Origin of the sequence: Legionella lytica (assembly GCF_023921225.1) — a bacterium.
GTDB classification, from domain to species: Bacteria; Pseudomonadota; Gammaproteobacteria; order Legionellales; family Legionellaceae; genus Legionella; species Legionella lytica.
This window is the reverse complement of record NZ_CP071527.1, coordinates 116,180-128,879: the sequence shown is the minus strand read 5'-3', so window position 1 is coordinate 128,879 and position 12,700 is coordinate 116,180. Positions and strand designations below refer to the sequence as shown.

The following is a 12,700-nucleotide window of genomic DNA, read 5'->3' as shown; positions in this document are numbered from 1 at the left end:
ATATTGCACATTTTAATTATTCTAGCTCTAGCATAAATCTCAATATGGAGTAAAATTCGGGCACAATGAATAAGGTTAGGATGAATCATGGCCTATAGAAAAATGTTAAAATCAAAAATTCATCGTGCAACAGTGACCGAGGCGGATTTAGATTATGAAGGCAGTATCACTATTTCCCCTGAATTGCTAAAAGCGGCGAATATACTTCCTTATGAGGCAGTAAATGTCTGGAACGTTACCGCCGGTACACGCTTTGAAACTTATGCAATTACTGGTGAATCCGGTTCAACAAATATTTGTGTAAATGGCGCTGCCGCGCATTTGGTAACCCCTGGTGATTTAATCATTATTGCGACCTTCTCCCAAGTTTTGGAAGAGGATTGTGCGCAGGTGAATCCCACCGTGGTATTTGTAGACCAATTTAATCGCATTCGCGAAACCCGACCTGAGCGTGTTGGAGTAAAAGCTAGAGCATTAGAAGAAGCATAATTAACACCGGTAGCCTTGATGCAGCGCAGCCTAATCAAGATTTACTGAACTGAACTATAGCTTGGAAAACCTTGATTACGCTGCGCTGCATCAAGGCTACGAATAATTATGTCAGCCAACTTACTACCGCACTTATTGGAACTTCGCCGCCGCAGCATTTTGATTCTGCTCTGGTTTGCTGTTCTATTTACTGCATTTTTTTTCCTAGCCAACGAATTATTTCAAATGCTAGTTGGTCCCCTGTTACATACGCTTTCAGGGCAAAACGACTTAATTGCAACCCAAATAGCCTCTCCGGTGTTTACCCCATTAAAACTTGCTGCAGATACCGCCCTGCTATTAACCGCACCTTATGCCCTATTTCATCTCTGGCGCTTTGTTAGTCCAGGCTTATATCAAAAAGAGCAGCGCGCCTTGCGTAGCGCCATGGTTTTAAGCCTGTTGCTGTTTCTGACTGGAGTGGCATTTTGTTATTACTTAGTGCTGCCATTTATGTTCCAATTTTTTATCCATGCGTTGCCTAAAGGGGTGCGTTACATGCCCGATATGGCTTATGCCTTAGACTTTATTACCCGAATGCTTTTGCTCTTTGGGCTTTGTTTCCAGGTACCATTAATTTGTCTAACGCTGGTACGTTTGACACTTCTTGACGTCGATACGCTAAAAAAAATCCGTCCTTACGTCATTGTGGCAGCTTTTATTATTGGCATGTTGCTTACCCCTCCAGATGTTTTTTCGCAAATCATGCTGGCAGTGCCACTGTGCTTGCTTTATGAAACAGGAATTATCCTGGCAGTTTATTTTGCATGAAATATCAACACCCTTACTGTTAATTATACCCACTTGGTGATTTTAGCCTATAATTTGATTATGAATTGGACAAATTACTGGTGATAAAAATGAGTGAAGGAAAACTTAATGAGAAAATTTCACGACTAGAGCAGCAAGTTCGTAGTGCCTATGACTATTATGAGACCCTTGCTGAGGAGCATCGTCTGCTAAAAGCCATAATTGATAAAGCACCACGAAAAATAGTCGCAATGGAACGGCTCATTAATTTGTATGATCAAAAAATAAAAGAAGCGCGTAACAGGAACACGCACGTAGAAGAAGTAATTCTCGAACAAAATAGGTTAAGTATTATCAACCAACGAAAAGACTTAGCACGCCATCTCGCCGCATGTGAAAAGCACTTACCTGAAGTCGGTTCAAAGCTCATTAGCGCCCGAAGCAAGCACAGTACCTTATCGCAAGAGCTTGCGACAGCAAAAAATATTTTGCAACAGAAACAGGCATCATCACCTACTTTATTCGCTACAGAAAAGCATCAACCAGCACAAAAAAATAAAGACCACTCCCTAGGTGAAGGCGCAGAACGACGTCCTCACAATCGCCTAGGATAGCCTGACCGCTTGCAGCGAATACCTAAGTTGGAGCCCTTCGTTGCAAGCAATCCCCACAATACTCAAGATAAATTCACTTTGGCCGATATCTGATGCAGGGCGACAAAAAAAAGGACATCAAATGAATAAAACAGCTCGCTTTAATATCGGGGATTTAGTTATTCACAAACATAGTCGTTATCGAGCAATTATTGTTGATGTGGATCCGTTATTCCAAGCTTCGGGACGTTATAATCCTCAAGCTCCACAACGTGAATTTACCACCCGTAATCCTTGGTATCGTTTATTGGTAGATGATAGTAGCCAAATGACTTATGTTGAGGAATGTATGCTGGTGGAAGATACGAGTGAGTTACCTATTAATAATCCAAATCTGGCAATGTATCTTAAAGAACGCGGGGGGCAGTATCATAATCTTAATGCCAAACATTAGTAAGAAATACCTGTAGCCTTGCTGGAGCAAGGCTACGTGTGGCGTAGTGTAAATACTAGGACGGCGATAAAACCGATGAGAACCAGGGCTAAAACACCCATAGTAAAGAAGCTGTTATTTAAATTTTCTCTACTGAATTGGCCTGGATTTCCCTTAATTGAACGGTAGAGCAGGAACAAAATCAACCCCGCCCCAACTAATCCTAGAACTTCATAAAGTGTTTGCATGCAACCTCTCCTTATTTCGCTTCAAAACTAAATGCATCTGAGAATAAATACTCTGGGGATGCCCCACGTTCGACTAAAGTATCTCGAATACTATAAACCATATCAAAAGGCCCACTGATAACAATTTGCCAATCTGCTAAATCGTGCGCATGTCGCGACAGAAGCAAAGAAACCAGTGGATCAGAATTCTCTTCTGAAAGCGCCGAAAAATAGCTAAACCGTGCCACATGGGCCTGCCAGCTATTAATTTTTTCATCCATGTACAAATCATTTTGCATGCGCGCCCCCCAATAAAACTCAAAAGGTCGCTTGTCTCCATTAGATAATAAATGCTCAATCATCGCCTTTATCGGTGCAAACCCGGTGCCACCAGCGATAAATAATATTGGGCGCTGTGCGTCCAGATGCTCAATACAACAATCGCCGAACGGTAAATTAATGGTAACCCTGCCCTGCTCTTTTATATGTGCAAATAAACGTTGATTGTATGGATTGTCTTGGCTGTGACGGATATGCAATTCATAACGATGCGAGCCTAAAGGTGCATTGGCAATAGAATAACTAAATGCCTCCGTTCCAAGAATAATTTGTAAATACTGCCCGGCATAATAATCCACATATTTTTCGGGGACCAGTACCAACTGCATAATACTATCCGTCAGTGGCGTAATTTGCTCAACCCGGGCCTTGATGTTATTTTTGCTCATTCACCCAACCCCAGTAACGACCAGTAACCATTAACTTTTTCTAATATATCTTCATCCATAACAATTGGAACGCCCCACTCGCGTTGGGTTTCTCCAGGCCACTTATTGGTAGCATCCATTCCCATTTTAGAGCCCAAACCCGAAATAGGTGAGGCAAAATCAAGATAGTCTATGGGGGTATTATCGACCATTACCGTATCCCGCGAGGGATCCATACGGGTGGTCATTGCCCAAATCACATCCTGCCAGTTACGTGCATCAACATCGTCATCGCAAACAATAACAAATTTAGTATACATAAATTGGCGTAAGAAAGACCATACCGCCATCATAATTCGTTTTGCATGTCCTGGATATTGTTTCTTGATGGTAACCACCGCCAAGCGATAAGAACAACCTTCTGGCGGCAAATAAAAATCAACAATTTCAGGAAATTGCTTTTGCAATAAAGGAATGAACACCTCATTGAGCGCAACACCTAAAATCGCAGGCTCATCCGGTGGGCGGCCCGTATAAGTACTGTGATAAATCGGTTGTTCACGATGGGTAATGCGTTCAACCGTAAAAACAGGGAAGGATTGTACTTCATTATAATAACCGGTGTGATCACCATAAGGCCCTTCGGGAGCCTCAACTCCAGGTTCTAAATAACCTTCCAAAACAATCTCAGCACTGGCAGGCACATGTAAGTCATTGCCAATACAGCGAGTCAAACGGGTACGTTGACCACGTAATAAGCCTGCAAATGCATATTCGGATAAAGTATCTGGGATTGGCGTCACGGCCGCTAAAATCGTTGCCGGATCCGCACCCAGTGTCACTGCAATCGGAAAACGCTCTCCAGGATAAGCTTGTTGCCATGCTTGATAATCCAAGGCACCACCACGATGTGATAACCAGCGCATGATTAATTGGTTTTTATTTAATAATTGCTGACGATAAATACCCATATTTTCACGGCTTTGGTGTGGGCCTTTCGTCGTCACTAAGCCCCAAGTAATTAGCGGAGCCGCATCTCCAGGCCAACAGGTTTGAATAGGTAAAGTGGTTAAGTCCACTTCATCCTTTTCCCATACATGGGTTTGACATTCAGCGCCACTCACTATTTTTGGAGCCATGTGAAGTGCCTGCTTGAGTAAGGGCAATTTATTAAATGCGTCTTTAAAACCTTTAGGCGGCTCTGGCTCTTTTAAGGCTGCTAATAAGTGCCCAACCTCTCTTAGGGCACTGATACTTTCTTCGCCCATGCCTAAAGCAACGCGTTCAACAGTACCAAATAGATTGGTTAAAACTGGCATTTGATAGTTTGAGGGGTTAGTAAAGAGTAAGGCAGGACCGCCAGCGCGTAAAACCCGGTCGCTTACCGTGGTCATTTCAAGATCCGGAGAAACGGGATAATCGATACGTTTTAATAAATTACGTGATTCAAGTTGGGTAATAAAGTCTCTTAGGTCAGAGTATTTCATGGAAAATCCCTTCGAACAGCTTTGGGGGGCTTTGGGGTATTACCATTAAATTAAAGATTATACTTATAGATTGTAGGTTGGGCCCATGGCCCAACAAGAGATCCACATGAGAACTCACCGTTGGTCCAGGGGCCCAACCTACGCTATACCCGCAAAACCCAACCTACATAAAATGAATTACTCTTGACGTTTCATTGCATCAAAGAATTCAGCATTGGTCTTGTGATTCTTCATGCGCTCAAGCAAGAACTCAATTGCATCACATTCATCCATAGACTGGAGAATCTTGCGTAGAATCCAAGTACGTTGTAAGTCTTCTGGGCTTAACAAGAGATCTTCACGACGTGTACCAGAACGGTTAATGTTGATCGCCGGGAATACACGGCGTTCAGCAATATTACGGCTCAAGTGGATTTCCATGTTACCGGTACCCTTGAACTCTTCATAAATTACTTCGTCCATCTTAGAGCCAGTATCAACCAGAGCTGTAGCAATAATAGTCAAGCTACCACCTTCTTCGATGTTACGTGCAGCACCGTATAGGCGCTTAGGTCTTTGTAATGCGTTTGCATCCACACCACCGGTTAATACTTTTCCTGAAGAAGGGATTACGGTGTTGTAAGCTCGTGCTAAACGAGTAATCGAGTCTAATAAAATAACTACGTCACGCTTATGTTCAACTAGGCGCTTGGCTTTTTCAATAACCATTTCCGCAACTTGAACATGGCGATTAGCGGGTTCATCAAAAGTACTGGCAACCACTTCACCTTTAACGGAGCGTTGCATTTCAGTAACTTCCTCGGGACGCTCATCAATTAGTAATACGATGAGGTAGCACTCTGGATAATTTTTTTCTATCGAACGAGCAATGTTTTGTAACATTAACGTTTTACCCGCTTTCGGCGGAGAAACAATTAATCCACGTTGGCCACGACCAAAAGGAGCACATAAATCCACCACACGTGCGGTCAAATCTTCAGTACTACCATTGCCCTGCTCCATAACCAAGCGCTCGGAAGCAAATAACGGAGTGAGGTTTTCGAAAAGAATCTTTCGCTTAGCGCTGTCAGGTGAATCATAGTTGATTTCATCAACTTTCAATAGGGCAAAATAACGTTCGCTATCTTTAGGTGGACGAATTTTTCCTGAAATTGTATCACCAGAACGCAGACCGAAACGTCTGATTTGACTGGGCGATACATAGATGTCGTCTGGACCGGCCAAATAAGAACCATCCGCAGAACGCAAGAAACCAAAACCATCAGTCAGGACTTCTAAAACACCATCACCATGGATGTCAGCTCCCTTTAAGGCATGAGCCTTAAGAATAGCAAAAATAATTTCTTGTTTGCGCATACGGGAAGGATTTTCGACACCTATCTCTTGTGCGATGTTAAAGAGATCGGCAATAGGCAATTGCTTAAGTTCGCTAAGATTCATACTTCTCACTTGATTTGTTGTTTAAGATTGGTTTATCCGAGAAAATTTATAAGTTTAAGAATGCAGCTAAGGATTCTGCTGCTTATGTAACATGACTCTATTCCAGCATGTCACATAAACAAACAGTATCACAGCTTTAAATTAAGATCCAACATTATTTATAAAGAATAATGAATATTTAAACGTGACTTTCGACAAAAGCACTTAATTGAGACTTAGACAAATAGCCCATCTTAACTGCTTCCACTTGGCCATTTTTAAATATAATCAGTGTAGGAATGCTCATTACACCGAATTTTGCTGGAGCTTGTGGATTTTCATCAATATTAATTTTTGCAAAAGAAATATCTGCACCATGAGTTGCAGCCACTTCTTCTAATACAGGTGTTAAAGCACGGCAAGGACCACACCATTCAGCCCAAAAATCAACTAATACTGGCTTATTTGCATTAATCACATCTTGATCAAAGCTTGCGTCAGTTACCGTTTTAATATGTTCACTCATGTGTAAACCTCAGTTATTTGGAATTCTTTAGGATCAAAACAAACCCTAATCCAACCTATTATAGATCACCGCCCACAGCTTGCAACACACTTAATACAGTAATCGCCGCAGTTTCCGTACGCAATATCCTTGGACCTAAGGATAAAGGTTGGAATCCTTGGGTGCAGGCAGTGGTCATTTCATCATCACTTAACCCACCTTCTGGACCAATCAACAAGCTAATATTCACGTTGCTCAGAGAATAATCGCGCCAGGTTTTATCAGTGCCTGGATGCAAAATTAATTTTAATTCTGCCTGCACTTCCTGGAGATACTGCGCGAAGCTCAAAGGTTGATGTACTTGAGGAACCATATTACGACCAGACTGCTCACAGGCTGCGATGACTATAGACTGCCACTGGTGTAACTTTTTTGCCATGCGTTCTTTATCTAATTTAACCACACAACGCTCAGTAATAATGGGGGTAATGCTGCTTACACCTAACTCAACTGCCTTTTGCATGACAAGCTCCATCCGCTCCCCTTTAGAAATAGCTTGCGCTAAATGGATGCGCAATGGCGATTCCTTACTCACCTCAGTCATGCTATCAATCGTGACAATAACCTGCTTTTTTTTCACCGTATGGATGGTTGCCGCAAACTCACGATTATCTCCGCAAAAAAGGGTTAAGAACTCCCCTGCCTGCATGCGTAAAACCACGCCCACGTGTTGACTGGCTTCTGGCGATAACTCTAGCAACTGGCCACATTGATAATCGCCAGGTTGATAAATACGAACTGTTCTCACTCTGATTAGCTTCCTATAGGCTTGATAATCCCTCTAAGTTAATTTATTTCCGATTTTTTACAAGAGTCACATACGGAATAATTCTAGCCTGTGTTAAAATTTTTCCTTTTTAATGCGAGGAATCTGAATACTATGAGCACAATGCGTATCGAATCAGACAGTATGGGTGAAATTGAAGTCCCAGCGGATAAATATTGGGGTGCACAAACTGAGCGCTCGCTACACCACTTTAATATTGGTAAAGACATTATGCCTCGCGAAGTGACTCATGCTTTTGGTATTTTGAAAAAAGCCGCAGCGCTTACCAATTTAGATTTAGGCAAACTACCTCAAGATAAGGCGGATTTAATCGTTAAAGCCGCAGATGAAGTCAGTAAAGGCTTATTGGATGCGCATTTTCCATTGCATGTTTGGCAGACAGGAAGTGGCACGCAATCGAATATGAATGCTAATGAAGTTATTTCTAACCGTGCGATTGAAATGGCGGGGGGCGTCATGGGTAGCAAAGCACCTGTTCATCCTAATGATCATGTGAATATGTCCCAGTCATCCAATGATACGTTCCCAACAGCCATGCATATTGCCGCAGCGATCGCATTGAACGAAAAATTAATTCCAACCGTTAAAAATCTACGCAATGCATTTGCCGCCAAAATGGTTGCCTTTAAAGACATCGTAAAAATTGGCCGCACCCATTTACAAGATGCAGTGCCCATTACTTTAGGCCAAGAGTTTTCTGGCTATGTAGCGCAACTTGATGCGTGCATCAAACGTTTAGAAGAAGTACTCCCTGAATTATATGAACTAGCTGCAGGTGGTACGGCCGTAGGCACAGGGTTAAATACCCATCCGCAGTTTGCCACTAAAGTAGCAGAGCATATTGCGCAAATCACACAATTGCCGTTTGTTAGTGCTGAAAATAAGTTCGCAGCGCTTGCCTCGCATGAACCATTAGTATTTGCTCATGGGGCAATGAAAACTCTAGCTTGTGCGTTAATGAAAATAGCTAATGATATTCGTTGGTTGGCTTCTGGCCCGCGCTGCGGAATTGGCGAGCTTACGATTCCTGAAAATGAGCCTGGTTCATCGATTATGCCGGGTAAAGTGAATCCGACTCAATCTGAAGCCATGACGATGGTTTGTGCGCAAGTGCTGGGGAATGATACGGCCATTGGCATTGCAGATAGCCAGGGGAACTTTGAGTTGAACGTGTTTAAGCCAGTAATGATTTTTAACTTCATGCACTCGCTTAACTTATTAAACGATACCTGCCATTCCTTCCAAGAATTCTGTGCTGAAGGTATTGAGCCTAATCGCACGATGATTGATTACTACTTGCATCATTCCTTGATGTTAGTAACCGCATTGAATCAGCATATTGGCTATGATAAAGCGGCTAAAATTGCGAAAACAGCTCATCACGATAATTCTTCGTTACAGGAAGCAGCAGTGAAGTTAGGTTATTTAACTGCTGAGCGTTTTGCAGAGCTAGTCCGGCCTGAAAAAATGATTGCTCCGGAGTAATTACTGACGTGGTTATACCGTAACCCGTATTAGTGCGACGTAATATGGGGACTTGTGCCACAACCTCCCGTATTACGACTCGTCTAATACGGGCTATCTTCCCCGGTAAAACTTATCTCTATCTTTTTACAATAAAAATTCCTTGAAATTGATTATTGTCTATTGCATAGTTGCGCGGCTTAGCAGCATGCTGCTAGGAAAAAGGATACTAATATTAATTTTAATAGGACTTATTTATTATGGCAAAAGGCTTTACTGCTTCTGTAAAAAAAGACGATAAAAATGCAAAAACATCTCACAATGAGATCTATCGCGACAATGGCAAAAAAGTAACTCTTTTTGGAAAGCACACCACTCGCTCCAAGGCAAATAAAGAATTAATTGAAGATTCCTTATTGAGGGAACCGCTTGAGGGTTCATCCTTTAACCCATAATTTAGTCGTAGCCCATATTAGTATGACCTAATACGGGCTATAATCCTGAGGTGATTTAATCACCACGCCACAAATTAGTTTTCATCAAATCCAAAACAGTATCCCCTTGGCCATTGATAATGGCTTTTAACATATACAAGCTAAAACCTTTAACTTGGGCGGCCTCAATACTTGGAGGCACGATTAATTCATTACGATGCACCACCACATCCATGACGACGGGGCCATCATAAGCAAATGCCGTATGTAAATCATTATTTAAGGTTTCGGCACTCTCCACACGAATCCCCTTAATTCCCACAGCCTCAGCCATCGCGGCAAAATTAGGATTTACTAAAGAGGTAGCATAGTCCAACATGCCCCCAACATGCATTTCCATTTCGACAAAACCTAAAGCACCATTATTAAAAATGATGACTTTAACCGGAAGTTTATGTTGGACCAAGGTTAAAATATCCCCCATTAACATGGAGAAGCCGCCATCCCCACACATTGCAATCACCTGACGGTCAGGATAACTTGCTTGAGCACCGATAGCCTGGGAAAGTGCATTCGCCATCGATCCGTGGTTAAACGAGCCTAACAGCCGTCTTTGTCCATTCATCGCTAAATAACGCGCCGCCCAAACGGTTGGTGTTCCAACATCCGCAGTAAAAACCGTATCATCTTCAGCAATCATACTCACACAATGTGCTAAATATTGTGGATGTAAGGGAGAGTTGTCCGGCGTAGGGGTTGCTAGCGCATCTAAGCCTTGGCGCGCTTTAAGATAATGCGCCCGTGCTTTATCTAAATGACTGCTGTCATTTTTGATATCCAGTAAGGGAGCTAAGGCTTTTAGGGTACACGCAACATCACCAACTGCGCCTACGGCAATATCTACTCGCTTCCCTAATTGCTCACCATGCAAATCAATTTGGATAATCTGAGCTTTAGTTGGATAAAATTGACGATAGGGAAAACTAGTTCCCAACAAAAGTAAGGTATCGCAAGCTTCCATAGCATGGTAGCCTGAAGAAAATCCGATAAATCCGGTCATTCCCACATCGTATGGATTATTCGGCTCAATAAACGGTTTGCCACGAACGGTATGAATTACCGGGGCTTTGAGAGTATGGCACAAGAGCATTAATTCTTCATGCGCCTCTGCCGCGCCAATACCGCAAAAAATAGTAATATTTTTAGCCGCATTGAGGCGTTCGGCAATATCTTTTAATATCGGCTCTGGAGGAGTAACCTTTGGGTGTACATTAGTGATACGCTTTTTACTTGCCTCAAAACGAGCCGGCTGCAATGCCACATCGCCAGAAATAACCAACACAGCAACATCTGATTTAGCTTTAGCAGCCTGAATGGCCATATTCAATAAGCGAGGCATTTGTTCTGCAGAATTGACTACTTCACAAAAGCAACTGCATTCTTTAAATAAGATATTCGGGTGTGTTTCCTGGAAATAATCACCACCGACCTCCGCACTGGGGATATGTGCAGCAATAGCTAATACAGGTACTTTGCTACGGTGGCAGTCGTAAAGCCCATTAATTAAATGCAAATTACCAGGACCACAGCTACCCGCACAAACAGCCAATTCACCAGTTAGTTGTGCCTCTGCTCCAGCAGCAAAAGCCCCAGCTTCTTCATGACGAACATGCACCCATTGGATGTCCTTATATTTTTGCAAAGCATTCGTAATTCCGTTTAACGAATCTCCTACAATTCCATAAATTCGTTTGACGCCTTCATTATTTAGAGTATCCACCAATACTTCTGCTGCATTCGTCATTGCACGCTCCTTGATACAATTTAATTATTAGTTTAGTACAGAGGAGATATATAAGAAATTTTAAGTTAAAGGCTCGGCGTCTTTAAGGAAAAAAAGGGGGCGGTAAGAGTACGCCCCCGATCAGGTCTTATTGAATTACTGGAATCTGTGGTGCTGCTTTACGCACTGGTCCAGGTGTTGCTTTTTGAGTAGGATCTTTAGAGGCATAAGATTTTTGTACTGGTTTTGCTTTATGATGTTGAACTGCTTTTTTGCTTTGTTCCATAGGTACATAACGAGTATCTACGTGATCATGACGTTGCATATCCCAGCTGCACGCGGTTAAACCGAATGTTAAAGCAGCCCCCAAGAAACCACATTTAATTAAGTTATAATTTATCATTATTTGCTCCCTGCTTTTTTTAGTAACTTATTAAATATAAGTGATAAAAATCAAAAGCACCACCCTAAACCAAGAAGATTTTGTTTTTTCACATAAGCACCCTATAATCGAAACAGATTTCTCACTTACTAAAGGATTACCCTCATGATTTACCCAAACATACTCGAAACCATCGGCAAAACACCCGTTGTAAAAATTAATCGTCTGGGCCACGAATTAGATTGTGAGCTTTATGCTAAGTGTGAATTTTTTAACCCCGGCGGCTCAATTAAAGATCGAATTGGTTATGAAATGGTAGTTCATGCTGAAAAAGATGGCTTAATTAAACCAGGTTACACATTGATTGAACCTACTTCAGGTAATACAGGTATTGGTATCGCTCTGGCCGGTGCTGTTCTAGGATATAAAGTAATTATTACCATGCCTGAAAAAATGAGCCAAGAGAAACAATCCGTTCTAGAGCGTTTGGGCGCAAAAATCTACCGCACACCAACTGAGGCGGCTTATAATGATCCGGAAAGCCACATTTCTCTAGCTAAAAAATTACAAGCAGAAATTCCCAACTCCTATATTTTAGATCAGTACGCCAACCCGAATAACCCTAATGCTCATTATCGTGGCACCGCTCAAGAAATCATCGATGATTTCGGTATGGACTTACATATGGTTGTTGCAGGCGTAGGTACTGGCGGTACCATTACAGGCATCGCCAAACGCTTAAAAGAGTACAATCCCGCCATTAAAATTATTGGTATTGATCCAGAAGGCTCTATTTTAGGTGGGGGCACTGAAATTAAATCCTACCACGTAGAAGGGATTGGTTATGATTTCTTCCCTGAGGTATTAGACAATAAGTTAATTGATCAATATATTAAAACCAATGATGAAAACTCATTCCATGCGGCAAGACAACTTATGCGCGATGAAGGTTTATTAGTCGGTGGGTCTTCTGGTGCGGCAATGTGGGGTGCATTGCAAGCCGCTAAAACATTAAAGAAGGGGCAAAAATGCTTGGTTATTTTGCCAGATTCTATTCGTAACTACATGTCTAAATTTGCAAATGATGAATGGATGAAAGCGCAGGGTTTCCTTTAACATAAATATATCCGTATTGGCTATG

At 42.1% G+C, this 12,700-nt stretch carries 15 protein-coding genes; 7 read left to right on the top strand and 8 right to left on the bottom strand.

The genetic code is table 11. From position 1 onward, the window contains the following. The first annotated feature begins 87 nt into the window (after positions 1 to 87). The 4 genes from panD to hspQ all read left to right on the top strand — a co-directional run bounded on the left by panD (position 88) and on the right by hspQ (position 2,325). Entirely contained in the window at positions 88 to 489 is a 402-nt protein-coding gene (panD, locus tag J2N86_RS00455; protein WP_252580201.1) for an aspartate 1-decarboxylase, read from the top strand. A gap of 108 nt (positions 490 to 597) precedes the next feature. Continuing rightward, complete coding sequence (gene tatC, locus J2N86_RS00450) at positions 598 to 1,299, top strand: twin-arginine translocase subunit TatC (RefSeq protein ID WP_252580199.1); 702 nt, start codon at positions 598 to 600, stop codon at positions 1,297 to 1,299. 89 nt (positions 1,300 to 1,388) lie between these two features. Further along, positions 1,389 to 1,892 carry a hypothetical protein gene (locus J2N86_RS00445; protein WP_252580197.1) on the top strand — a complete coding sequence of 168 codons (504 nt, stop codon included), beginning with the start codon at positions 1,389 to 1,391 and terminating at the stop codon, positions 1,890 to 1,892. 121 nt (positions 1,893 to 2,013) lie between these two features. Further along, the gene (hspQ, locus tag J2N86_RS00440) at positions 2,014 to 2,325 is read left to right on the top strand and encodes a heat shock protein HspQ (RefSeq protein ID WP_133136117.1); all 312 of its coding nucleotides are present in this window, start codon (positions 2,014 to 2,016) and stop codon (positions 2,323 to 2,325) included. Positions 2,326 to 2,357: 32 nt separating this feature from the next. Here the strand turns inward: hspQ and J2N86_RS00435 are convergent, their stop codons facing one another. The 6 genes from J2N86_RS00435 to J2N86_RS00410 all read right to left on the bottom strand — a co-directional run bounded on the left by J2N86_RS00435 (position 2,358) and on the right by J2N86_RS00410 (position 7,457). Beyond that, complete coding sequence (locus J2N86_RS00435) at positions 2,358 to 2,552, bottom strand: hypothetical protein (RefSeq protein WP_252580196.1); 195 nt, start codon at positions 2,550 to 2,552, stop codon at positions 2,358 to 2,360. 11 nt (positions 2,553 to 2,563) lie between these two features. After that, positions 2,564 to 3,259, bottom strand: coding sequence for an NAD(P)H-flavin reductase (locus J2N86_RS00430; protein ID WP_252580195.1), 696 nt, complete (start codon positions 3,257 to 3,259; stop codon positions 2,564 to 2,566). Then, positions 3,256 to 4,725 carry a 4-hydroxy-3-polyprenylbenzoate decarboxylase gene (gene ubiD, locus J2N86_RS00425; RefSeq protein WP_252580193.1) on the bottom strand — a complete coding sequence of 490 codons (1,470 nt, stop codon included), beginning with the start codon at positions 4,723 to 4,725 and terminating at the stop codon, positions 3,256 to 3,258. The genes J2N86_RS00430 and ubiD overlap by 4 nt, the downstream gene beginning before the upstream one ends. A 177-nt stretch (positions 4,726 to 4,902) precedes the next feature. Continuing rightward, complete coding sequence (gene rho / locus J2N86_RS00420; RefSeq protein ID WP_058534142.1) at positions 4,903 to 6,165, bottom strand: transcription termination factor Rho; 1,263 nt, start codon at positions 6,163 to 6,165, stop codon at positions 4,903 to 4,905. Between the two features lie 178 nt (positions 6,166 to 6,343). Beyond that, complete coding sequence (trxA, locus tag J2N86_RS00415) at positions 6,344 to 6,670, bottom strand: thioredoxin (RefSeq protein ID WP_058534143.1); 327 nt, start codon at positions 6,668 to 6,670, stop codon at positions 6,344 to 6,346. A 58-nt stretch (positions 6,671 to 6,728) separates the two neighbouring features. Next, a complete protein-coding gene (locus J2N86_RS00410) occupies positions 6,729 to 7,457 on the bottom strand; it encodes a 16S rRNA (uracil(1498)-N(3))-methyltransferase (protein ID WP_289781837.1) in 729 nt (242 codons plus the stop codon). A gap of 132 nt (positions 7,458 to 7,589) precedes the next feature. On the opposite strand from J2N86_RS00410, the gene fumC reads away from it, so the two are divergent. Together fumC and J2N86_RS00400 are read left to right on the top strand one after the other, a co-directional pair. Further along, positions 7,590 to 8,981, top strand: a complete 1,392-nt coding sequence (gene fumC, locus J2N86_RS00405; RefSeq protein ID WP_252580191.1) for a class II fumarate hydratase — start codon at positions 7,590 to 7,592, stop codon at positions 8,979 to 8,981. Between the two features lie 239 nt (positions 8,982 to 9,220). Next, entirely contained in the window at positions 9,221 to 9,415 is a 195-nt protein-coding gene (locus J2N86_RS00400; RefSeq protein ID WP_252580189.1) for a hypothetical protein, read from the top strand. Between the two features lie 55 nt (positions 9,416 to 9,470). On the opposite strand, the gene poxB is transcribed toward J2N86_RS00400, so the two are convergent. Further along, positions 9,471 to 11,198, bottom strand: coding sequence for a ubiquinone-dependent pyruvate dehydrogenase (gene poxB / locus J2N86_RS00395; protein WP_252580188.1), 1,728 nt, complete (start codon positions 11,196 to 11,198; stop codon positions 9,471 to 9,473). 127 nt (positions 11,199 to 11,325) lie between these two features. Next, entirely contained in the window at positions 11,326 to 11,580 is a 255-nt protein-coding gene (locus tag J2N86_RS00390) for a hypothetical protein (RefSeq protein ID WP_252580186.1), read from the bottom strand. A gap of 144 nt (positions 11,581 to 11,724) precedes the next feature. Between J2N86_RS00390 and J2N86_RS00385 the strand changes: the two genes are divergently transcribed. Then, positions 11,725 to 12,675: a pyridoxal-phosphate dependent enzyme gene (locus J2N86_RS00385; protein ID WP_252580185.1), complete on the top strand. Its 951-nt coding sequence runs from the start codon at positions 11,725 to 11,727 to the stop codon at positions 12,673 to 12,675. Positions 12,676 to 12,700: the final 25 nt, after the last annotated feature.

Bases quoted from the DNA above. Each gene is read 5' to 3' on its own strand.
- J2N86_RS00385 (WP_252580185.1), top strand. From the start codon at position 11,725: ATGATTTACCCAAACATACTCGAAACCATCGGCAAAACACCCGTTGTA.
- J2N86_RS00400 (WP_252580189.1), top strand. From the start codon at position 9,221: ATGGCAAAAGGCTTTACTGCTTCTGTAAAAAAAGACGATAAAAATGCA.
- trxA (WP_058534143.1), bottom strand. From the start codon at position 6,670: ATGAGTGAACATATTAAAACGGTAACTGACGCAAGCTTTGATCAAGAT.
- poxB (WP_252580188.1), bottom strand. From the start codon at position 11,198: ATGACGAATGCAGCAGAAGTATTGGTGGATACTCTAAATAATGAAGGC.
- J2N86_RS00435 (WP_252580196.1), bottom strand. From the start codon at position 2,552: ATGCAAACACTTTATGAAGTTCTAGGATTAGTTGGGGCGGGGTTGATT.
- ubiD (WP_252580193.1), bottom strand. From the start codon at position 4,725: ATGAAATACTCTGACCTAAGAGACTTTATTACCCAACTTGAATCACGT.
- hspQ (WP_133136117.1), top strand. From the start codon at position 2,014: ATGAATAAAACAGCTCGCTTTAATATCGGGGATTTAGTTATTCACAAA.
- fumC (WP_252580191.1), top strand. From the start codon at position 7,590: ATGAGCACAATGCGTATCGAATCAGACAGTATGGGTGAAATTGAAGTC.
- J2N86_RS00430 (WP_252580195.1), bottom strand. From the start codon at position 3,259: ATGAGCAAAAATAACATCAAGGCCCGGGTTGAGCAAATTACGCCACTG.
- J2N86_RS00390 (WP_252580186.1), bottom strand. From the start codon at position 11,580: ATGATAAATTATAACTTAATTAAATGTGGTTTCTTGGGGGCTGCTTTA.
- J2N86_RS00445 (WP_252580197.1), top strand. From the start codon at position 1,389: ATGAGTGAAGGAAAACTTAATGAGAAAATTTCACGACTAGAGCAGCAA.
- rho (WP_058534142.1), bottom strand. From the start codon at position 6,165: ATGAATCTTAGCGAACTTAAGCAATTGCCTATTGCCGATCTCTTTAAC.
- panD (WP_252580201.1), top strand. From the start codon at position 88: ATGGCCTATAGAAAAATGTTAAAATCAAAAATTCATCGTGCAACAGTG.
- tatC (WP_252580199.1), top strand. From the start codon at position 598: ATGTCAGCCAACTTACTACCGCACTTATTGGAACTTCGCCGCCGCAGC.